16 protein-coding genes are annotated in these 19,777 nt (G+C 61.5%); 3 read left to right on the plus strand and 13 right to left on the minus strand.

Going from position 1 to position 19,777, the window contains the following annotated elements:
- Positions 1 to 119: 119 nt before the first annotated feature.
- The 9 genes from manA to BLQ01_RS10365 are packed head-to-tail and all read right to left on the minus strand — an operon-like array spanning position 120 to position 10,848.
- On the minus strand, positions 120 to 1,307 hold the full coding sequence (manA, locus tag BLQ01_RS10330; RefSeq protein WP_091551594.1) for a mannose-6-phosphate isomerase, class I: 1,188 nt from the start codon (positions 1,305 to 1,307) through the stop codon (positions 120 to 122).
- A gap of 35 nt (positions 1,308 to 1,342) precedes the next feature.
- Entirely contained in the window at positions 1,343 to 2,284 is a 942-nt protein-coding gene (locus tag BLQ01_RS10335) for a BadF/BadG/BcrA/BcrD ATPase family protein (protein ID WP_091551596.1), read from the minus strand.
- A gap of 15 nt (positions 2,285 to 2,299) precedes the next feature.
- Positions 2,300 to 2,776 carry a glycosyl hydrolase 2 galactose-binding domain-containing protein gene (locus BLQ01_RS22120; protein ID WP_139183480.1) on the minus strand — a complete coding sequence of 159 codons (477 nt, stop codon included), beginning with the start codon at positions 2,774 to 2,776 and terminating at the stop codon, positions 2,300 to 2,302.
- 7 nt (positions 2,777 to 2,783) lie between these two features.
- Complete coding sequence (locus BLQ01_RS10345; protein ID WP_091551599.1) at positions 2,784 to 5,330, minus strand: glycoside hydrolase family 2 protein; 2,547 nt, start codon at positions 5,328 to 5,330, stop codon at positions 2,784 to 2,786.
- 8 nt (positions 5,331 to 5,338) lie between these two features.
- A complete protein-coding gene (locus BLQ01_RS10350; RefSeq protein ID WP_091551601.1) occupies positions 5,339 to 6,253 on the minus strand; it encodes an ABC transporter ATP-binding protein in 915 nt (304 codons plus the stop codon).
- Positions 6,250 to 7,149 (minus strand): ABC transporter ATP-binding protein, encoded by a 900-nt coding sequence (locus BLQ01_RS22340; protein WP_175493409.1) that lies wholly within the window; start codon positions 7,147 to 7,149, stop codon positions 6,250 to 6,252. The genes BLQ01_RS10350 and BLQ01_RS22340 overlap by 4 nt, the downstream gene beginning before the upstream one ends.
- On the minus strand, positions 7,146 to 8,141 hold the full coding sequence (locus tag BLQ01_RS22345; protein ID WP_175493410.1) for an ABC transporter permease: 996 nt from the start codon (positions 8,139 to 8,141) through the stop codon (positions 7,146 to 7,148). Before BLQ01_RS22345 ends, BLQ01_RS22340 begins: the two co-directional genes overlap by 4 nt.
- Before the next feature lie 13 nt (positions 8,142 to 8,154).
- Entirely contained in the window at positions 8,155 to 9,144 is a 990-nt protein-coding gene (locus BLQ01_RS10360) for an ABC transporter permease (RefSeq protein WP_091551603.1), read from the minus strand.
- 3 nt (positions 9,145 to 9,147) lie between these two features.
- Positions 9,148 to 10,848, minus strand: a complete 1,701-nt coding sequence (locus BLQ01_RS10365; protein ID WP_091551604.1) for an ABC transporter substrate-binding protein — start codon at positions 10,846 to 10,848, stop codon at positions 9,148 to 9,150.
- Between the two features lie 151 nt (positions 10,849 to 10,999).
- On the opposite strand from BLQ01_RS10365, the gene BLQ01_RS10370 reads away from it, so the two are divergent.
- Positions 11,000 to 12,271: an ROK family transcriptional regulator gene (locus tag BLQ01_RS10370; protein ID WP_091551606.1), complete on the plus strand. Its 1,272-nt coding sequence runs from the start codon at positions 11,000 to 11,002 to the stop codon at positions 12,269 to 12,271.
- A gap of 17 nt (positions 12,272 to 12,288) precedes the next feature.
- Complete coding sequence (locus tag BLQ01_RS10375) at positions 12,289 to 14,460, plus strand: alpha-galactosidase (RefSeq protein ID WP_091551607.1); 2,172 nt, start codon at positions 12,289 to 12,291, stop codon at positions 14,458 to 14,460.
- Between the two features lie 16 nt (positions 14,461 to 14,476).
- On the opposite strand, the gene BLQ01_RS10380 is transcribed toward BLQ01_RS10375, so the two are convergent.
- Positions 14,477 to 15,382, minus strand: a complete 906-nt coding sequence (locus BLQ01_RS10380; protein ID WP_091551979.1) for a LacI family DNA-binding transcriptional regulator — start codon at positions 15,380 to 15,382, stop codon at positions 14,477 to 14,479.
- 59 nt (positions 15,383 to 15,441) lie between these two features.
- On the opposite strand from BLQ01_RS10380, the gene BLQ01_RS10385 reads away from it, so the two are divergent.
- Positions 15,442 to 16,665: an ROK family transcriptional regulator gene (locus BLQ01_RS10385; protein WP_175493412.1), complete on the plus strand. Its 1,224-nt coding sequence runs from the start codon at positions 15,442 to 15,444 to the stop codon at positions 16,663 to 16,665.
- Here BLQ01_RS10385 and BLQ01_RS10390 read toward each other — a convergent pair.
- The 3 genes from BLQ01_RS10390 to BLQ01_RS10400 all read right to left on the minus strand — a co-directional run bounded on the left by BLQ01_RS10390 (position 16,662) and on the right by BLQ01_RS10400 (position 19,600).
- Entirely contained in the window at positions 16,662 to 18,665 is a 2,004-nt protein-coding gene (locus BLQ01_RS10390; RefSeq protein ID WP_175493413.1) for a glycosyl hydrolase, read from the minus strand. The genes BLQ01_RS10385 and BLQ01_RS10390 overlap by 4 nt on opposite strands.
- Positions 18,666 to 18,917: 252 nt before the next feature.
- Entirely contained in the window at positions 18,918 to 19,286 is a 369-nt protein-coding gene (locus BLQ01_RS10395) for a DMT family transporter (RefSeq protein WP_091551612.1), read from the minus strand.
- Positions 19,286 to 19,600: a DMT family transporter gene (locus tag BLQ01_RS10400; protein WP_091551614.1), complete on the minus strand. Its 315-nt coding sequence runs from the start codon at positions 19,598 to 19,600 to the stop codon at positions 19,286 to 19,288. Before BLQ01_RS10400 ends, BLQ01_RS10395 begins: the two co-directional genes overlap by 1 nt.
- Positions 19,601 to 19,777: the final 177 nt, after the last annotated feature.

The raw sequence follows: 19,777 nt of genomic DNA on the forward strand, positions 1-19,777 counted from the left end.
ACCAGTGGGTTGAGCTAACTGGGCAGATAATGGGTATCGCTGGAGCTGGATCCCGAACGGCCGTAACAGGATCGTCGGGCGCAGGTTTCGATAACGGAAGTAGCTTCTCAGGCCCTGTTTCAGGGAACGAAGGCCTGGGCGATTGTGCCCGCGCCTTCAACGCGGATCCCGCCTTCGTTGGCCGGGACAAAGACAGACTGGCCACGCGTGATGGTAGGGGTATCCGCTGAGACTTGCGTCTGTACCCTCACGTTGCCTTCGAGGCACACCAGAATGCGGGGACCGCTGCCCGGTAACGTGACGCAGCCTTCGCCGGACCGCTCCGGCCGGGTGATGCTCAATGCGAAATCGGGGACCGGCGGCCGGAAGATGTGGGTGGCGGCGTTGATGGGTCCAGAGGTGATATCGACGCCGCTTGAGGAGAAATCCACCGCCCCGAGCATGGCCTGGATATCGATGTGCTTGCTTGTCAGGCCCAGCCTCAGGACGTTGTCTGAGTTGGCCATGACCTCCAGGCCGAATCCGGCCAGATATGCGTGAGGAACGCCATCAGCGAGGAACATCGACTCCCCGGGTGCAAGGCGCACCCTGTTCAGAACCAACGAAACTATGGCACCGACATCGCCGGAGTAGGCGGTGGCCAGTTCGCACACTGTGGCACAGGCCTCCCGAACCGCAGGATGCCGATGATCCAGGGCTAATGACGCAGCAATCTCCAGCACGGTCCGGATGTCCTCCGGGGACAATCCCACCAGTGTTTCCAGCATCAGCTTCATGCCTTGTTCGCCCGGCGCGTTGAGGCGGTCTTGTGCAGGTTCCAGGGGCCCGGCGATTTCCCCAAGGAACAGGGCTATCTCTTGCCGTGGTCGGAATCCTGCCAACCCCTCAAAATGTGAGATGGCGTAAACCATTTCGGGCTTGTTGTTTGTGTCCTTAAAGGTCCGGCGGGGATCGTCCAAGGGAATGCCCTGCCGTTCTTCCTCCAAGTAACCTTTCGCGGCCAGCTCGCGGGTGGGATGCACCTGGATGGAGAGAGGTTTGGCGGGTGCCAGGAGCTTCACAAGAAAGGGCAGGCGTCCGAATGAAGTATCAACGCTATGCCCGAGATTGCCCAAGCGGTCCCGGGCGACCCAGTCATCCAAATCCTCAGTTCCCGCGGGACCGGTGATGGTGGACGGACCTGTTGGATGCGCTCCCAACCACAGTTCGGCGAAGGGCTTTCCGTCGGAATCCGTACCTAGGAATTCGGTCATGGACGTGGTGGAGCCCCAGTCATAGGAGCGCCGGGCGCCGGTCAGTAAATGCACGTTTCTGGTCCTTAACAAATGGTTGGAGGGTCCTGCTACGACAAGCCCTGGAGAGTCGCCGAATGTAACTGTGGGTGAAGCGGGTGGTCCGGAGGAAGAATGGCGAGCTGGGCAACCCCGTCCAAGGGGCCACCCAAAGGTGCAAGTATTTCCGCAGATGGCCAGGCCTGTTCGAGTTTGCGTTGCAGCGGCAGGGCAACTTTGGGGTTCGACAGGATTTTTCCTACCCAGCTGATGGCGGGGCTGTCCTGCGGCGTCCAACCGGTGTTGCGCAGCCCCGCACCGACAGAAAGGGCCAGCTCGTCCGTAGCCTGGGCAACAATCCGAGCCGAGACTTCATCCTCTTCAGAGAGGTCGATGATGGCCCGGGCATAGGAAGCCACAAGGGAGACTCGTTCGGGATTGGACTGGATGTCGATGTACGCAGCCTCGACGTCGGGGAAGTCGCGCCGAAGAATGTCCAGGATGGCAGTGGGCCGGCCACGGCCGTCATGAGCCCGCATGGCAGCGTCCAGGCCGGCCCGGCCTATCCAGTACCCGCTTCCGGCGTCACCCATGATGTTCCCCCAGCCATCCACCCGGGAGTACCCGGTGGGTCCGGTAGCCAAGGTCACGACGCCGGTGCCGGCGGCGAGCGCTGCTCCACCGCGCTCGCCGAGGCAGCCGAGATAACCCGAGATGGAGTCGTGCGCCAAACGGATCGCGGTGACGCCCAAGTCTTCGCACGCCTGCAACACTCCATCGGCGTCGGCATTATCCGGAGTCAGGCCCGAAAGCGCTGCCGCGACGTGCACTTCCTGCCGCGCCTGGTTGGCGAGGACCGAGCGGATGACGCTTTCGAGCTGGGGCATGAGCGGCCCGTGGGTGAGGAGGGGAGGAAATTCCCGCTCCAACTCGGTGGTCGTACCGGCCAGGAGCCTGGCGCGGATTGAAGACTGCCCGCCGTCAATGGCGACGACGGTGGAAGGAAAGGTCACAGGAGTTTCTTTTCGTCAGCTGGTGGGAGCGTCCACACCCGCGGGCGCGGGTGCCGCTTCCGGGATGAGGGTGATTTTGAGGGTATTGATCCCGTTCAGGAGCAGGGCGTCAACATCATGGAATGCCGGTCCCTGGCCGGGGTCGGGCTGCAATGCATGGCCGTTGATGCTGGCCGACGCCGTGGGGGAGAGCCCGTGGAAGATCAGCTTGGCCCTGCCTTCTCCTGAGGAACGCCAGGGAAAGTCCACGCTGTACTCCCATCCGCAGCGTGCCACCCAATCCACGGACTGGGCGGTCATCGACGCAGATGCAGCGGACAGGAGACCCACGGATGTGAGGTCGTGGGAGATCGCTCCCGGCCGTGACGCTGGTATCAGTTGGCCCGATACCCGGCGGGGCGCCGGCCCCTCTACAAGGCGCATGTACCAACCCGAACTGAGTGCCCGATTGCGGGCTCCCATTTCAAGTTCTGCCCTGAATTGATGTGTCATGGTGAGCCTACGCAGTGGTTGCAGCAGTTGAGTCGAGCGCCTGGGTGGGGACGGCCCGCAGATCGTTGGCCGTCCTCAGCACTGCTGATGAGAGGAACTGTGCCGGGTCCAAACCTTCGACGTCGGAACTCACCTTGAAGCTCCACTCCGCTCCTGCAGGCAGGGTGACCAGGGCGTGATCGACGCTGGCAGCCGGGTCCACCCGATCAACGTGGAGGGTGATGTCGCGGGCCAGCGAGTGAGCCTTCACGGTGATCTCGTATCCACCTGCCACGGCGTTGGCCGAGGCTTCCAGTGGGGCAGGGCTGAGACGCAGATCGACGTCCTCCACGAAAGTGTGGACAACCAGCCCCGGTCCCATGCTGACGATCAGGGCTTCCGTGGACGGGTCCTGCGGTGTACTGAGTTCCGGCCTGACCGGCAGCGTAAGCACGCCCCGGGCTGGGACCTCAATGTGTTCGTCGTGGTGGCTCCGGACCTCGCCATCAAGGGTTTGCAGGGAGAACGCAATCGGTCCGCCCCAAGGCTGATCTGTGTCATTGACCAATGACACAGAAAGCTGCCCATCGCGTTCTCCAAAGGAAATGATCCTCGGTGCGTAGGCGAGGCGGAGGGCGTGCCATAGCGGCTTGGGCCGTTCCTCGGAATCCACGGCCGCCCACGATGTCACTGGCCAGCAGTCATTGAGCTGCCAGACGATGGCACCGGCAGTGCGCGGCCACCAGGAGCGGTAGTGCTCGATAGCGTAGCGAACAGCGCGGGCTTGGTTGAGCTGTGTAGCCCAGTGCCAGTCTTCGAAGTCGGCCGGAATGCCCAAATGTGGAGCGAGGCCACGGTCGAGCTTGCCGTTGCCGTCGTCTGCTTTTTGGTGCACCAAGAAGATGGGGTCTTCCTTGGGGTCAACAGCGTTGGCCAGCGGTCCGCCCTCGTTCGCGTGCACGAAGTCGCTTAGCGTCCGCCACGTTGGCGGGCCTTGGAAGCCGAATTCCGAACAGAACCTCGGCACCTCGCTTCGGTATTCGGAGTAGTCAATCCTGTTCCAGACTTCCCACTGGTGATGTGTTCCGTGGTCCGGGTGGTTGGGGTGGATGTCCTCCGGCTTCCGGCCGGGGGAGTAGGGGCTGTTATCGCAGTAGGGGCGCGTGGGGTCGAGTTCGGCCACAATGGCCCCCAGGAGTTCGTGGGCGTAGCGGTCTCCCCAGCTGCCACCTGCCAGCTCTTCCTTCCATCCCCAGTCCTCGTGTCCCCACACGTTCTCGTTCCCGCCATTCCAGATCACCAGGGAAGGGTGCGGAGCCAGGCGCACAACGTTTTCGCGGGCCTCAGCCTCGATCTCCTCCCACAGCGGTGACTCCTCCGGATAGGCAGCGCAGGCGAGCAGGAAGTCCTGCCACACCAGGATTCCGCGCTCATCACACGCCGAATAGAAGTCCTCGGTTTCGTAGATCCCCCCGCCCCACACGCGTAGGAGGTTCATGTTGGCACCCAGGGCCTGATCCAGCCGGCGGTTGATCCGGTCCCGGGTGATCCTGGTCAGCAGGTGGTCATCAGGAATCCAGTTGGCACCCTTAACAAAAACAGCTTGCCCGTTGACGAGGAGAGTGAATGCCGTGCCGTTCTCGTCTTCGCTGGTGTCCACCTGCACCGTGCGGAAACCAATCCGTCGTTCCCACGCATCCAGTTCTTCGCCGTCGGGTCCTTGCAGAGAAAGTTGCAGGGGTGCCAGTGGCTGTTCGCCGTAACCGGCAGGCCACCAGAGCGGAGCGTTCGGCACGTCCAGGGTAATGACCGTCGCCGGACTCCCAGCAGGTAGGTGGCCCGTAACTGCCTGACCAAGCACAGTGGCTGTCAGGGTGAGTTCGCCTGCTTGGCCCAAGCCCGAGCGTTCAACCGAGACCCGAAGCTCCACGTGTCCCGTGCCGTCCGCAGTGACCGTGACCAATGGAGTGACCTGGGCGAGCCGCGCCACAGACCACCGCTCGATCCTGGCTTCCTTCCACAGCCCTGCGGTCCTCAGGTCCGGGCCCCAGTCCCACCCGAAGCTGCACGCCATTTTCCTGACGAAGTTGAAGGGCACCGGGTGGTAGGCGCTCGGCCGGTCACCCAGGCGGGACCGGAGTTCCTCCGCGTAGGCAGTTGCTGACCGCAGGGTAACCGCCAGTGTTTGCTGACTGCCGTCAAGGAGGGTGCCGCCAGCGGCCGCGCGGGTGTCGAACCTGTAGGAGCGGTGCATGTTGGCCGTGCGTCCCAACTCGTGCGCTCCCAGAGCAATGCTGCTGACGGTGTCCAGACCGTCGAAGACCAGATCAACGCGCTCCTCAGCGTCCGGTACAGGAAGCGTCAACGGGAGTTCGTAGCGCCAGTCCACATGGTGCATCCACTGCAGCTTCTTTTCGTTGTCATCCAAGTAGGGATCCGGAATGAGCCCGGCACGGAGCAGGTCAGTGTGTGCTGAACCGGGCACTTCGGCCGGGATGCTTGCCGGAATGTTGGCCGGTACCGGGCCCGCAACGGGCGAAACAGTCCATCCTGCGTTCAAGGGTGTGGAGATCATTGTGTGTCCTAGCGGTGTTCGAGAGTTGAAAGATCTGCGCTGATTTCATCCATGTGCACCCACCGTTTGCTGAAGTGGTTGAAACACACAGTGTTGTCTATGGCGTCACGGTCCGGGGGAAGCTCGCTGGCGGCCACCTTTCCGAGTCGTTCAGGATCAGGGGCAGCTTGGGCCAAGAGCTGGGTATAGGGGTGTTGGGGGTTGAGGATGACGTCATCCGCCGGCCCGCGCTCCACCACCCGACCCCGGTACAGGACGAGGATCTCGTCGGAGAAGTGCCGTGCCGTTGCCAAGTCATGGGTGATGTAGAGAACTGCGAGATTGTCCTCTCGCTGCAGCCGCCCCAACAGGTTCAGAACGCCCAAGCGAATGGAAACATCCAGCATGGAAACCGGCTCATCCGCGATCAGGACCTGGGCTCCCGGGGCCAGCGCCCTGGCAATGGCGACGCGCTGGCGTTGTCCACCCGAAAGCTCATGGGGACGTTTGGCCGCGATGATTTCGGCGGGGGTCAGATTGACGCGTTCCAGCATTTCCAGCACACGCTGATGTGTTTCGGCTGACGTCCGCGTCCTGCCGTGGATCCTTAACGGACGGGCAATGTGGTGCTCTATGGAATGGAACGGGTTCAATGACGCGAACGGGTCCTGGAACACCATCTGGACGTGCCGGCGGTAAACAGACCCCAGCACTGGAGTCTTGTCATCCAACCGCACCGAGACCGAGCCGGAGGAGGGTTTCTCCATTTTTGTCAGGAGCTTGGCGATTGTTGACTTACCCGATCCTGATTCGCCTACGAGCGCCACCGTTTTGCCCGGCAGCAGATCGAAGCTGACGCGATCCACCGCCCGCAGGTTCCGCCGTCGGATGCCTTCACGAAGTGTGTAGTCCTTGGTCAGGTTGGTTACCGAGACAGATGTCATGGCTGCTCCTCAAAATCTGTTGCCTCGCCGGAACGGATGAACGCCCCTCGGCCGCCGCTCAGGCTGGGAAATGAGGCGAGCAGTTTACGGGTGTAGGGGTGGGAGGCGGAACGGTAAAGGGCCTCGGCCGTGTCCAGTTCCACGATTTCGCCGCGAAGCATTACGGCGATGCGGTCGCTGATTTCCAAGAGCAGAGGGAGGTCGTGGGTGATGAAGATGACGGCGAAGTTCAGTTCTTCCTTCAGTCGCACGATTTCCCGGAGGATGTCCCGCTGAACCACTACGTCCAAAGCCGTGGTGGGTTCATCCATGATCATGACCTGTGGTTCCAGCAGCATGGCCATGGCAATCATCACGCGCTGGCGCATTCCACCGGATAACTCATGCGGGTAGGAACGCAGGCGCTTGGGATCTACGCCCACCAAGGTGAGGACCTCTGCGCACCGGTCCTGGCGGGCTACCTTCCGGAGGCTTGGGTTGTGTGCCCGCAACGTGTCATCCAGCTGGTTTCCAATAGTGCGCACGGGGTTCAGGGCGTTCATGGCGCCTTGGAAGACCATGGACAGTTTGGACCACCGGAAACGGCGGAGTGCCTCGTCCTCCAAGGCAAGGAGATCGATGTCCTGGCCATCGCGGTCATGGAAGGTCACCTGCCCGGACGAAATCCGGGCCGGCGGCTGGTGAAGGCGGTTGATGGCATAGGCGAGGGTGGTCTTACCGCATCCCGATTCCCCGGCGAGTCCCAGGATCTCGCCGCGGCCAAGCTCGAAGCTTGCGTTCTTGACGGCCGGGACAGGGTGCTCCGTCTCATACACCACGCTCAAGTCCCTGACCGACAGGACGGGCCCGCGGGATGTCAGCCCGGGCGCGTGCTCCAGGGAGAGATCTGCGCTCATGATGTGACTGCTTTCTTCTGGATCCTGGCTGTTTGGCGTGCGCGTTTACGTACCAGCCGGGCGTTCTTGAGCTTGGGATTGATGATCTCGTCAATGGAGAAGTTGATCAGGGAGAGCCCCATACCGAACAAGGCGATCATCAGGCCCGGCGGCAGGAACCACCACCAAGCGCCCAGCGGTAAGGCGAAGCCGTTCTGGGCGTAGAACAACATGGTTCCCAGCGTCGATGAGCTGGACGCCCCCAGTCCCAGGAACGACAACCCGGCTTCGCCGAGAATCGCCGCTATCACCGCGAAGACGAACTGGGAAGCCAGCACAGGCAGGAGGTTGGGCAGGATTTCGACGGCGATTACCCGCCAGGCGCGTTCTCCGGACACCCTGGAAGCTGCAACGTAGTCCCTGTTCCTCACGGACAGGGTCTGCGCCCGGAGGACACGGGCCGAGGCTGCCCAGCTGGTCAACGCCAGAACCACGGCGATGGTCCACAAGCCACGGCTTTCGCGGGGAACGAAACCGGAAATGACGATGACCAGCGGAAGACCGGGGATCACCAGGAACACGTTGGAAAGCAGGGAGAAGACTTCATCCGCGAATCCGCCGATGTAGGCGCCGTAAATGCCAAAGAATGCCGACAGGACTGTGGCAAGGACGCCTACGAGGAACCCGATCTGAAGTGAGCCGCGGGTGGCGTGCGCAAGCTGGGCCAGGACGTCCTGGCCGGTTTGGGTGGTGCCCAGCCAGTGTTCTGCGGAGGGGCCGCTGAGCCCCACGTTGCTGATGGCTGCGGGGTCGCCCACCAACAGCGGACCTATGGCTCCGAACACGATGATGGATCCGATGAGAACCAGGCCCGTGATCAACCAGGGAGTACGGGTGGGGAGCATGAGGCGCCAAGCCGGCTTGGGGCGCTGGCCGCGGCCCCGCGAAATGGTGGCCAGCTCTTCCGTGGGATCGGCCGGCGCCTGTCCCGTCATGGATTGAATGTTGGTCATGTGAATCTGCTCCTTAGCCCCTGGCCCGTGTGCGGGGATCGACCAGGCTGTAGAGGAGGTCGACCAGGAGGTTCGCCGCCAGGACAGCGATGGTGATGTAGAGGAACACGCCCTGCATGAGTGCGTAATCGTTGTTGGTTACTGCTGCCAGCAACCGGGATCCGATTCCCGGGTAGGAAAAGACCTGTTCGGTCACCACGGATCCCGAGACGACGAACCCCAACGAGATGGCAAATCCAGCTACGGATGGGAGAACTGCGTTGCGGGCAGCGTAGTTACGGAGGATCCAGCGATCCGGAAGTCCTTTGGCCCGGGCCGTCAGCACGTAGTCTTCGGACAACGTGGAAACCATCATGTTGCGCATCCCCAGAAGCCATCCGCCGAGGGAGGCGATGACAATGGTGAGCGCCGGCAGGATCGCGTGTTCTATTGCCGAGAGGATGAAGGGCCCGTTGAAGCCGGGGTCCAGCACCACGTTGTAGCCGCCTTGTCCCGGGAACAATCCCAGTCCACGGGACAGGATGTAGACCAGGACCAGGGCCAGCCAGAAGTAGGGAACAGCTGCAAGGAGCGTGGTTGCCGGAACCAATGAGTCCAACCACGTGCCCGGTCTCCAGCCCACGAAGGCCCCGAGAAGGATCCCCAGAAGGGCTGCGATGATGGTGGAAACACCCACCAGGATCACCGTCCAGGGCATCGATGCTCCGATGACGTCGGTTACCTTTGCCGGGAAGTAGCTGATGGACACCCCGAGATCGCCCTGGAAGATGTTGACCAAGTAGGTCCAGTACTGGGCGAGGATGGGCTGCGTGTCGTCGCCGCCCAGGAGGATGGCGTAGGACTTTCTGGTCTCCTCGGTGATGCTTCCTCCCCGCTGTTGAAGCTTGGCCAGCAGGATGTCTACGGGGTTGCCGGGAAGCAGCCGGGGAATGATGAAGTTCAGGGTCAGTGCCGCCCAAAGAGCCGCGGCGTAGAAGCCCAATTTTCGGATGACGTAGTTCACGGTTTAGCCTTCGGCGGGCTTGAGGGACTTGAAGACCTGCGCCGCGTCCAAGCGGGACCACACTGCAGGGAAGGCGTACATGTTGTCCTCGCTGGGCCAGCCACTGAACTTGGCCTTGTTCCAGATGCTGGTGGTGCCGCCTGTGACAACCGGGATGTAGGGCATATCCTCAACGATGGCGGACTGGATGACGTCGAACTGCTGCTGCCGTTCCGCCTTCTTGTCGAACGGGAGATTCTTGACTGTTTCCAAGGCCGCATCGACCGCGGGGTTCGAGTACCGGGCATAGTTGGTTCCTGCTGACTGCCCCACAGGTGCGGAAGTGGCCGAGGAGAAGAAGTAGTTGTAGACGTAGTACGGATCCGCCGCTGGCCCTTGGTAGAGGGAATCGATGGCCAACTGGAACTTGCCCTTGGTTCGCTTGTCGGTCCACTCGTTCCAGGAGGACTGTGAAGCCTGAACGTCGATGCCAGCGGCCTTGGCCTGCTCTGAAATTGTTTGAATAGCCGTGATGTAATCGGTCCAGCCGGTGACCACTTCAACGGTCAGAGTCAGCTTCTGGCCGTCCTTGGCATAGATTCCGTCGCTGCCCTTGGCCCAGCCGGCGGCCTCCAGAGTCTTTTGCGCGGAGGAAGCGTCTGCCGTTTCGGGCGCAACGGCGGGCTTGACCGCCGTCGAGATCCATTCGGACTGCGTGTCTGTCAGGGCGAACGAAGGCGAGATGGATGAGGCCGTGTTTTCGTAGGCCAGCTTATTGAGCTGGGTTCGGTCAATGGCCAGGTAGAGGGCCTTGCGGACGGCAGGATCCGTCTGCGGTCCCGTGCAGCCCAGCTGGACATTGGCGCAGGCGGCGAGGACCTGCTGGCTCTGGGCGACTGTCTGCTTTTCATACTTGGGGAAATTCTTGGACACGTTCTGGATGTCCGGAACAGGCCCCGTCTGCCAGTCGATGGTGCCCGAGGCGATGGCGTCTGCGCCGGCGGTGTTGCCTGACAAGGCGATGTACCGGACGTTCTTGACGGCTGGTTCGCCGCCCCAGTAGGTGGGGTTGGCTTTGAGGGTGAACGCTTGGGGCTTGAAATCGGCCAGCTGGTAAGCGCCGGTTCCTACAGGCTTTTCCACGACGTCGGTTTCAGGGTTGATCTTTGACCAGATGTGTTCGGGAACGATCACGGCCTGGGTGAGGATGTCCGGTCCGGTGACGAAGGCCGCAGTGTCCCAAACGAACGTGATGTGGTTCTGGTCCACCACGTTCACGGTGCCCTTGAAGCCCAAGCTATTCAGGGCCGGATGCTGCTTAAGGAGGTTGAACGTGAAGGCTACGTCATCTGCCGTGAAAGCCTCGCCATCGCTCCACTTCACACCCTCCCTGAGGGTCACGGACAGCTCTGTACCGGCCGCATTCCAGGCGTATTCCGTGCCCAGCAACGGCTCGGGCTTGGCATCGGCCGAAGCCTTGTTTTGGTAGAAGAGCGGTTCGAAGATGGCTCCCGGCCCAGCAACTTGCGAGGGGGAGAAGGGGTTGAAGTTGATTTGGTAATCGCCGGCCTGACCGGTGTAGGCGATCAGCGTGGAGTCGTTTGCTTCAGACTTTCCGCCGCCTGAGCAACCACTGAGGAGAAGGCCGAGTGCCGTTGCGCCGGCGGCCAAAGCGAGGGTGCTGCGCCGGAAGCCGGCAGCCCGGTTTCGAGAGGTGAGGAGCATCTCTGGTCCCTTTCATCTAGCCGGACCGCTGTGACCGGCTGGGGTTTTTGTGTGCCGTGGATCACGACCTATGAAAAAGTTAGGTGATTAAATTAAGTCAGTCAAGTTATTATGGAAAACGAATCCCAGACATCCGACCGAAAAGGAAAGAGTGACTACCATCACCACGCATCCGCCCCCGGCCGCTTCAACCAAGGCCAGGCTGCTGGACATCATGCGCACCCGCGGAACTGTCAGCAGGGTGGAACTTGTGGGCGCTACCGGCCTCACCCCCGGAACCATCACCAATGTGATCCGCGAACTGCTCGACGACGGCCTGGTGCAGGAAGTGGGACAGGCACGCTCAACCGGCGGGCAACCGCGGCGCCTCCTCCAGCTCTGCGCCCAAGCCCATTACGCAGTGGGCGTCCAGATGGATCGATGCACCAGTTCCATAGTCCTGGCCGACTTCACCGGCCGTCTCGTGGCACAGAAAACCCTTCAAGGCTCAGGCAGTCACGCTCCCGGGGAGATGCTCGAAATCATCGCGGCGCAGATTGTGACGCTGCTTCAAGCCGCCAAAGTGCCCGTCGAAGATGTCCTCGGAATCAGTCTGGTCACCCACGGACCACAAAACCGGGTTGAGGGAACACTCCTCGCGCCACGTCCCACTCCCCGGTGGTACGGCTTTCCGCTGGTGCCCACGCTCTCGCGGCTGACGGGCCTGCCAGTCATTCTTGAGAATGACGCCACGGCCGCGGCCATGGGCGAGCAGTGGCTGGGGGACGTATCCGCGGATTCCTTTGGAGTGATCTACATGGCCAGTGGCTTAGGCGGCGGAGCCATAGTGAACCGGGAGGTTTACCGGGGCGGAGGCTCCAACACGGTGGAACTCGGACACATCACCCTGGACGCCTCCGGACCAGCGTGCGAATGCGGCAACAGGGGCTGTGTGGAGAACATCTGCGGTACGGCGGCAGTGGTGGCCCGCGCAGTACGGGATCCCGCACTTTGCAGGAGGTTGGAACTCAAAGACAATCCAGCAGAGACGCTCAATGATTTTGATCGAATCTCCTTTGCCGCAGTGGAAGGTGACCTGCCGGCCCGACGCCTGCTCGAGGACGCGGCACGCGGTCTCGGGCAAGCCGCAGTGACGTTGGTGAACCTGTTCGACCTCAGCACAGTGGTGCTGGCCGGGCCTGCCTTCTCCACTGCGGGCACACTCCTGCGGGACCGCATTTCAGCCACGGTTAACGCCGCAGCCTTCAACCGCGAACTGCAACCCATCAGTGTCGTCCTGTCCTCACATGGTTCGCTCGCAGCAGCGATTGGAGGGTCCTTACAAGTGCTCCGCACCGCCAGCGACCCTCAAGGACACGGAGCCGTACCGCCGTCGTTCGCTACCGGGCGCAAGCAACCCCGATTTGCCAACCTCAACCCATGAGAGATCCGGAGAAAAGCATGTCCCAGTCCCTACAGCCCTCACCCACCATCGAGCAGGTGCAGCAGTTCACCGTGCTGCGCCGCGACGGTGTCAGCGTCGTCCTGCGCCACCTGACCGCTGGCCTTCCATCCGTGCTGCACTGGGGCGCCGACCTCGGCCCCTTGTCCATGGACGACCTCAATGCAATGGTCCTCGCCGGCGGCCGACAAACGGCGCCCGGAACGCTCGACGCCGCATGGCAGCTGAGCGTCCTTCCCCAGGAAGGTGACGGCTGGGCTGGGCGACCAGGGCTCGCCGTGACGCGGGAGGGAAGACCGGTCTTTCCGCGATGGACCGTCAACGAGGTCACCGCCGACGAACACGAGGCTTTCATCACCGGCTCCGATGCCAACAACGGCCTGCAAATCCATTGCTCTTTCGCACTGACGCCCGGCGGTGTCCTCACGGTGGTGCATCGCGTGATCAACCAGGGAGCAACTCCGTTGGACGTCCATTGGGTTGAAGCCACCCTGCCGCTGCCCAAGGCCACGGACCATCTGACATCGTTCACCGGACGATGGACCAGGGAAAAAGCTCCGTCCACCACACAAATGCCGCGCGGGGCAGTCAGTCGCGAAACACGGCGCGGCAGGGGCGGACACGATGCACCCCACCTGGAAATTGCGAGCATCGGCAAGCCCCGGAACCGTGCCGGGGAAATGTGGTCCGTCCATCTGGGCTGGAGTGCCGACTGCACCTACCGTACAGACCGGATGACGGACGCCGTAACGCTGTTGGGCGCGGGCGAGCTGCTGCGGGCGGGCGAAATCAGGCTCGCTCCAGGGGAAAGTTACAGCACCCCTAAAGCCTGGTTCGCTTGGACGGATGCGGGGCTCGATGGGCTCTCCGCACGATTCCATGAGTCACTGCGCTCACGCGATCAACACCCGCGAAGCCCCAGGCCGTTGGTGCTCAACACCTGGGAAGCGGTCTATTTCGATCATGATCCGGCCACCCTGACGCGTTTGGCAGAACGTGCAGCCGAGGTGGGAGTTGAGCGTTTCGTCCTGGACGACGGCTGGTTCATGGCCCGCCGCGACGATACCAAGGGGCTGGGGGATTGGACTGTGGATCCCGCCGTGTGGCCGGAGGGTTTGGGGCCGTTGGCGCAGCGCGTCCATGACCTGGGAATGCAGTTCGGCCTATGGTTCGAGCCCGAGATGGTGAACTTGGATTCCGATCTGGCAAGGGCGCATCCGGACTGGCTGCTGCACAACCCTGACCACGTTTGGTCATCCCCGGATGAGCTGTCCTGGCGGACGCAGTACGTCCTGGACCTTGCGGACGCCGGTGCCTATGAGCACGTCCGAAGCCAGATGAGCTCACTCATCGACGAGCTCGGCATCGACTTCATCAAATGGGACCACAACCGGGACCTGGTGGAATCCATGCATTCCGGACTTCCCGGCATCCACGAACACACCCTGGCCACCTACCGGTTGATCCGTGAACTCAAGGAAAGCCACCCGGGACTGGAAATCGAGTCCTGCTCCAGTGGAGGAGCGAGGACAGATCTGGGGATCCTGGAGTTTGCGGACAGGGTGTGGGCGTCGGATTCCAACGATGCCGTGGAGCGGCAGGATATCCAGCGATGGACACAGTTGTTGCTTCCTCCCGAGATGGTGGGAGGACACGTTGGACCAACCACGTCGCACAGCTCGGGCCGGACCGTGGATTTGTCCTACAGGGCAGCCACCAGCCTGATGGGATCTGCGGGCTTCGAATGGAATCTGCTCGAATGCGGCCCCGATGAGCTGGAAGCGGTGCGCGCTTTTGGTGCCCTCTACAAAGAGTTGCGTCATGTCCTGCACACCGGCGTCCCAGTGCACGCAGATGTCCTGGATCCGGCATTGCGGGTCACAGGTGCCGTACTTCAGGATCAGAGCGAAGGCGTTTGGACTATTGCGTCGGTTGCCACCTTGGAAGATGCACTGCCCGAACGGGTGAGGCTGCACGGCTTGGATGTATCGCGGCGCTACCGGGTAAAGGTCCGAAAGGAACTTGGCGAGGCCCGACATGGTTGGATCACTCCGCCGTGGGTTTCAGCCGGTGAAATCACCCTTCCCGGGAGCGCCCTGGTGCAGGACGGCCTGCAGATTCCACTGCTATGGCCCGCCCAGGCCCTGGTGCTCCACGTCCAAGGGATGTAGTCGGGCCAGCTGGACTTTAGATCTGCCGAACGTGCGCGGGGTCTGTCGATTGACCGGACCCCTCGCCATCCGGCCCGGCAGTACTGCTTCTTTGCACGATACGGCCGGTGGGTACGTGGACCACCGTCTGGACGGCACCAGAGTATGTCTTCATTAAGGCATCGGCCACGGTGCGCCCCAGCTCATGGACATCCAAACTGAGAACCGACAGGGGCGGTGAGGCGAGCCGGCATGCGGGCCCGTCATCCCAAGCCAACAAGGACACGTCATATGGAACTTTCAGGCCAAGGTCCTGAGCTGCGCCCAGACCTGATACGGCCATCATGCTGTTGTCATAAATGATGGCTGTGGGAGGAATGGGAAGTGCCAGGATTTCCCGTGTCCGTAAGTCTCCCGAAGCGGCTGAGTAGTCACCTTCAATTGACAGCCCTGTGACACCGCGTCGCTCGAGAGCTTGGTCAAATGCGACGCTGCGGGACTTTGTATGGTGAAGGTGCTCCGGTCCCGAGACGCGTCCGATGACCTTGTGGCCCAAGCCGGAGAGATAAGTTACGGCCATTTCCATCCCACCGGAATTATCAACATCAACCAAGGAGGCGCCATCCACGGGTGGGCCGCCCAGAATGACTACGGGCAGGCCAAGCTCAAGGCACAGTTTCGCCCTGGAATCGTCCTCCTGGGAATCTGCAATGACTACGGCGTCCACTTCTCCGCTCCCGGCCCACAGCGGATAGGCCTCCAGTTCCTCGCGATAGGAGCCGAACTGCCGCAGGAAGACGTTGGCACCGGCCATGTCCAAGGCTTCCTCCATGCCGGTCAGGAGATCTTCAAAAAATGGATCCGTGCCGTGCGGTCCGTTCTTACTTTGAACACCCAGAGCAAAACGAGGTGGCCGATTTCTTGTCACTGCGGCATTGTCCATGTGCTAAGTATGGCTTCGACCGGCGATACTTGGCACATGAGCCGAGCCGTGAAACACCCATGACTGTCCTGCACTCCTCGTCCATCACCCCCACCAGCAGGGCCCTGATCCTTGACCGCGTGCGGGCAGAAGGCCCGGTCAGCCGTGTCGAGTTAGCTGAACGCACTGGCCTGACGCAGGCCTCCATTTCGAATCTCGTCCGGGCTCTACTGGGCGAAGGATTGCTTGTGGAGACCGGCGAAAAGACCTTCACCGGCGCGAAAGGCAAACCTCGGGTGCTGCTCGGGCTCAATCCCGCCGCCCGCTGCAGCGTGGGTGTTCAGCTGGGTGCGGACTGGATTGTTATCCTCGTCTCGGATGCAGCCGGGTCAGTCCTCGCCAGGACACGAATACGGGGTGCCCGCTCGAGGAATCCGCTGGAAGTTGTCCAGGATGTAGCCGGTCATATCAACGTGCTGCTTCGAGTGGCGGGCCAAGAGCAGAACCTCGTGGCAGGCATAGGCCTTGTGGCTCCAGGAGCGCTGGACCTCGACGCCGGTTCCATCCTTTCGTCGCCCACGATGCCAATGTGGGAAGGCTTCCCCGTCAGGGATGCATTGAGTGAGGCAGCTTCCTTGCCAACGTTGTTGGACAATGTTGCCACCGCTGCTGCCATGGGAGATTTCTGGAGTGGTGCCATCCCTGATGCGACAGCTCACTGCACGGTGTACATGGGTGCCAGCATCAGTGCCGGGTTGCTCATTTCCGGGTCACTGTATCGTGGTGCCAGCTCCAACGCCGGCCCCCTGGGAAGTGTGCGCTTCCAAGGAGACCGGCGCTCAGGGCTGACGTTGGATGAAGTGGCTGGTCCACGGGCTGTTGCCGAGCGCGCCAGGGAGGCCATGTCAGCTGGAAAGACCACGATGGTCAGGCTCTCCAGTGACAAGGATCCGTTCCGGGATTTTGCCTTGATTGCAACTGCAGCCGTCCACGGCGATCCGTTGTCAGCGGCGCTCATCAAGGAATCCGCAGAATATGTGGCCGATGCCGTTCTGGCCTTGGCCAACATCCTGGATCTTGATTCGGTGACCTTTGCCGGCCCCTCATTCACCACAGCTGGTTCCTTGTACTTGCCCGTGGTGGAACAGCGGCTCCGCGAGGAGGCATTTGCCTCACTGAAGCACAGCGTCACAGTGCGGCTGGCAACGCAGGTGACGGACGCGGCGTCGGTGGGCGCCGCAGCCTTGATGCTTCAACAGAGCATCAACCAGCCTGCGGCCAACCTCCTTGAGCAGTACAACTAGCCGGCTTTCAATTCATCCAGGTAGATCGTTCCCGTTGTTGTCCTTCCTTCGGGAACCTGGTTGATGAAGATGTTGAACTGGGACAGATCCTTAAGGTCCTCAGCCGTGATCCGCCGCGCGGCATTGGCTGTGTCCCAGGGAGCCGGCCGGAAATCGGCAAAGGGGATGCTGATGTTCTGGCCTTCCGTTCCGCTGAGGGAGGGATACGCCTCGTAAGCCACTCCACCGCAGACCAGTTGGAGAACCAGTTTCTGCTGTGATTCGTCCCCTTTCAGCCACAGGGAAAGCGCGTTGAATCCGGACCAGTCGCCCTCTATCCGGCGGGTGATGCCGGTGTAATTCTGTAGGCGGAAGTCGTAGTCGAAGCGCAACGCCCGTTCACCACTTCCCACAGGGCTGCTGGACAGCGAGATGCTGTTGGCCCCCACCGCGCTGTACGTAGCACGGAGCTCGCTGTCGTCGGCATATGTCTCAAAGTCGTCCACCACGCCGGGAGCCGCATCCGGCTTCGCGCCAAGGACCAGTTGCTGTCGCGCAGTGAGTTGGGCTTTCCCGGCCAGCGCCGCAGTCACCGCGAGGTTGGTCCGGGTATTAACCAGATCAGCTTCGGGTACCTTCAGGGTGCCGGTGAAATACCCGGAAGCAGCGTCATAAGTCAGCTGCTGTTTGGCTCCGTGATCACCCACGGTGAACCATGCTTCCTTGGTCTTTGCATCGCTGACGCGGACGCGGACAGTAGTGTTCGTCTCCGTGATCCGTGCTCCATCAACAGGTGACACCACATGCATGGCGGGTGCATGATCCGCGGTCTTCACTTTTCGCTGCCAAAGCTCGCTCTTGGACAATCCTCCGCTGAAGACCGTGAAGTCATCCGCCGCGAAGGCGCGGAAGTCCGGGAGCATTTCGTGCTCCGCCAACTCACCGGTTGCCGGATACGGCACGAAGAACTGGCCGGTCCCGTAGTTGGTCCATGTCAACATCCAAGCCATGCGTCGGGCATCAGGGTCCGCTTTGAGTGCTGACAGCACATGGCTGTACCAGGCAGTGTCCGCGTTCTGCCCGTTCTCCTTGAGGGCACCGCTGACACCAACTTCCGTCAATGCCGCCACCTTGCCCCGCTCATCTGCCAGACGCGAGATCATGCCCAGATCCGCTACGAGTCCATCCAGCCACTGCTGCGAGCCGCCGGAACCGTCATAGTTGTCATAGCCAAGCACGTCTACGAAATCGTCGCCGGGGTAGGTGCGCATGAATACATCACTGGTTCCGCTGAAGCCGCCGCCGGGTGAGTAGGAGTAGAGAAAATTGTGGACGTCCTTGGTGTCGCGGAGATACTCCACGGTGTAACGGAACAGTTCCACGTATTGGGAAGAGGAGGCATGGGCTGCTCCCCACCAAAACCACGAACCTGCGTTTTCGTGGAACGGCCGGAACACCAACGGGATGGACTCACCGTTTTCATCAACAGCGGCTTTCGCGATGCGGGCTACGCGGTCGAGGTAGTCAGTGAAGTCCTTGTTTTTGTCTCCGCCGGGCATGATCCGGGGAACCACGCCACCATCTGTATCGTCAAAGGCTCCACCCGTAGCGAAGTTGTCCATGTGGGCGGAAAAGGTTTGGATGCCGCCAATTTTGTCTGCGGTTTTGACGAGGTTGACGGTGTGTTGAAAATTCTCCTCCGGGGTGGGACTCCCGGGCGCGGATCCGTATCCATCGTGGCCGAAATCCCATCCGAAGACGGCGGGATGTTCTCCGGTGGCTGCTTTGACGTCAGACTGGAAGCCGTCGGCGCTGTCCGCTGGAAACGTTACGCCAAACTCCGTGTCCTGCTGGTGGCCAAAGAGGATGCCTTTGCCCTGCTGGGATCGCAAGTAGGCGAAAAGTGAAGCCGTCCGGGACGTTGCTTCGGGATCGACGATGGAGACGCGCTCAGGAGGGCCGGAGTTGCCCGGTGCAGGGGGTGGGGCTGCCAAGGCAGGCGTAGCGGTTGAGGTAGCCAAAGCGGCGATGAGTACGGTCAGGCCGCATGTCCTAAGGCGGCGTAGAAGCTCACTTGATGATTTCAATGTGGTCCTGTCTTCTCGGGGGATGCAACGGCGCATCACCTTCGGACCACAGTAAGTGATTAACTTAAGCAGGTAAAGTAATTATGTCTGCAGTAGCTGTTCGGCGTGAAGCCCCCTTGGCGGGGAATTTCCTCACGTCAATGGTTTCCCGCCCGCATCGTGGGGTGATGTTCCCGTGGAACCAGTTCACACGGACCGTGTAGTGGACCCATTTGTATCCCGCGTGGACTCCACCGCCTTGGCAGGCACAAGTTTCAGGCCGATCACGCAGGCGACGATGCCCGAGAGGAAAAGAATCCGCAGCGCGGTGGGTGTCTCGTTTCCTTCGATCATTGCCCAGCCAACCGTCAAAGCTGCTCCGGTTCCGGTCCACACGGCGTATGCGGTGCTCATTGGAATCCGCTTTGCTGCATAACCCAGGCCGAGCATGCTGAGGGTGAGGCCCGCAGCGAACACGCTCGTTGCCAGGGGGTTGGTGAATCCCTGGCTTTGGCCCAAAGCTGTGGCCCATACGGCTTCCAGGATGGCGCTGGCAATGAGAACTATCCAGTGCATCAGCTGACCACCTTCAGCCCGACGACGCACCCAATCAGGGTTGTGAGCAGTGCGGCGCGTGTCAGGGAAAGCCGCTCCTGCTTACGAACGACGGCAAGCGCCGCGGTAAGTACAGCGCCGATGCCCACCCAAACGGCATAGGAAGTGCCGGTTGCCAGAGCGGTCATCGCGTATGCCAAGCCAGCCATGCTAACGGCCATCGAGACGATGAAGATCAAGGTTGGGAGTTTGCGCTTGAAGCCGTCCGAGGCCCCGAGCGCTGTAGCCCAGACTGCTTCGAGTACACCGGAAAGTATGAGAACGAGCCACGCCATGAACTTTTCCTTGCTGAAGAGAACGTCATCTACACCGTGGTGCGATGGGATAAGTGAACAATCGGATGCGTCATATCACGCACTGTTGAGGCAGTAGAACGCCTAAGTTTTACGATGCATTGTTGTTGCCGGTTCGACCGGCATAGCAGTGGTGCGCTTGCCGCCTCTTTAACCCGA

Source organism: Arthrobacter sp. UNCCL28 (assembly GCF_900102805.1).
GTDB lineage: Bacteria > Actinomycetota > Actinomycetes > Actinomycetales > Micrococcaceae > Arthrobacter > Arthrobacter nicotinovorans_A.

Bases quoted from the DNA above. Each gene is read 5' to 3' on its own strand.
- BLQ01_RS10350 (WP_091551601.1), bottom strand. From the start codon at position 6,253: ATGACATCTGTCTCGGTAACCAACCTGACCAAGGACTACACACTTCGT.
- BLQ01_RS10380 (WP_091551979.1), bottom strand. From the start codon at position 15,382: ATGGACAATGCCGCAGTGACAAGAAATCGGCCACCTCGTTTTGCTCTG.
- BLQ01_RS10385 (WP_175493412.1), top strand. From the start codon at position 15,442: ATGACTGTCCTGCACTCCTCGTCCATCACCCCCACCAGCAGGGCCCTG.
- BLQ01_RS10345 (WP_091551599.1), bottom strand. From the start codon at position 5,330: ATGATCTCCACACCCTTGAACGCAGGATGGACTGTTTCGCCCGTTGCG.
- BLQ01_RS22340 (WP_175493409.1), bottom strand. From the start codon at position 7,149: ATGAGCGCAGATCTCTCCCTGGAGCACGCGCCCGGGCTGACATCCCGC.
- BLQ01_RS10400 (WP_091551614.1), bottom strand. From the start codon at position 19,600: ATGGCGTGGCTCGTTCTCATACTTTCCGGTGTACTCGAAGCAGTCTGG.
- BLQ01_RS10395 (WP_091551612.1), bottom strand. From the start codon at position 19,286: ATGCACTGGATAGTTCTCATTGCCAGCGCCATCCTGGAAGCCGTATGG.
- BLQ01_RS10365 (WP_091551604.1), bottom strand. From the start codon at position 10,848: ATGCTCCTCACCTCTCGAAACCGGGCTGCCGGCTTCCGGCGCAGCACC.
- BLQ01_RS10375 (WP_091551607.1), top strand. From the start codon at position 12,289: ATGTCCCAGTCCCTACAGCCCTCACCCACCATCGAGCAGGTGCAGCAG.
- BLQ01_RS22345 (WP_175493410.1), bottom strand. From the start codon at position 8,141: ATGACCAACATTCAATCCATGACGGGACAGGCGCCGGCCGATCCCACG.
- BLQ01_RS22120 (WP_139183480.1), bottom strand. From the start codon at position 2,776: ATGACACATCAATTCAGGGCAGAACTTGAAATGGGAGCCCGCAATCGG.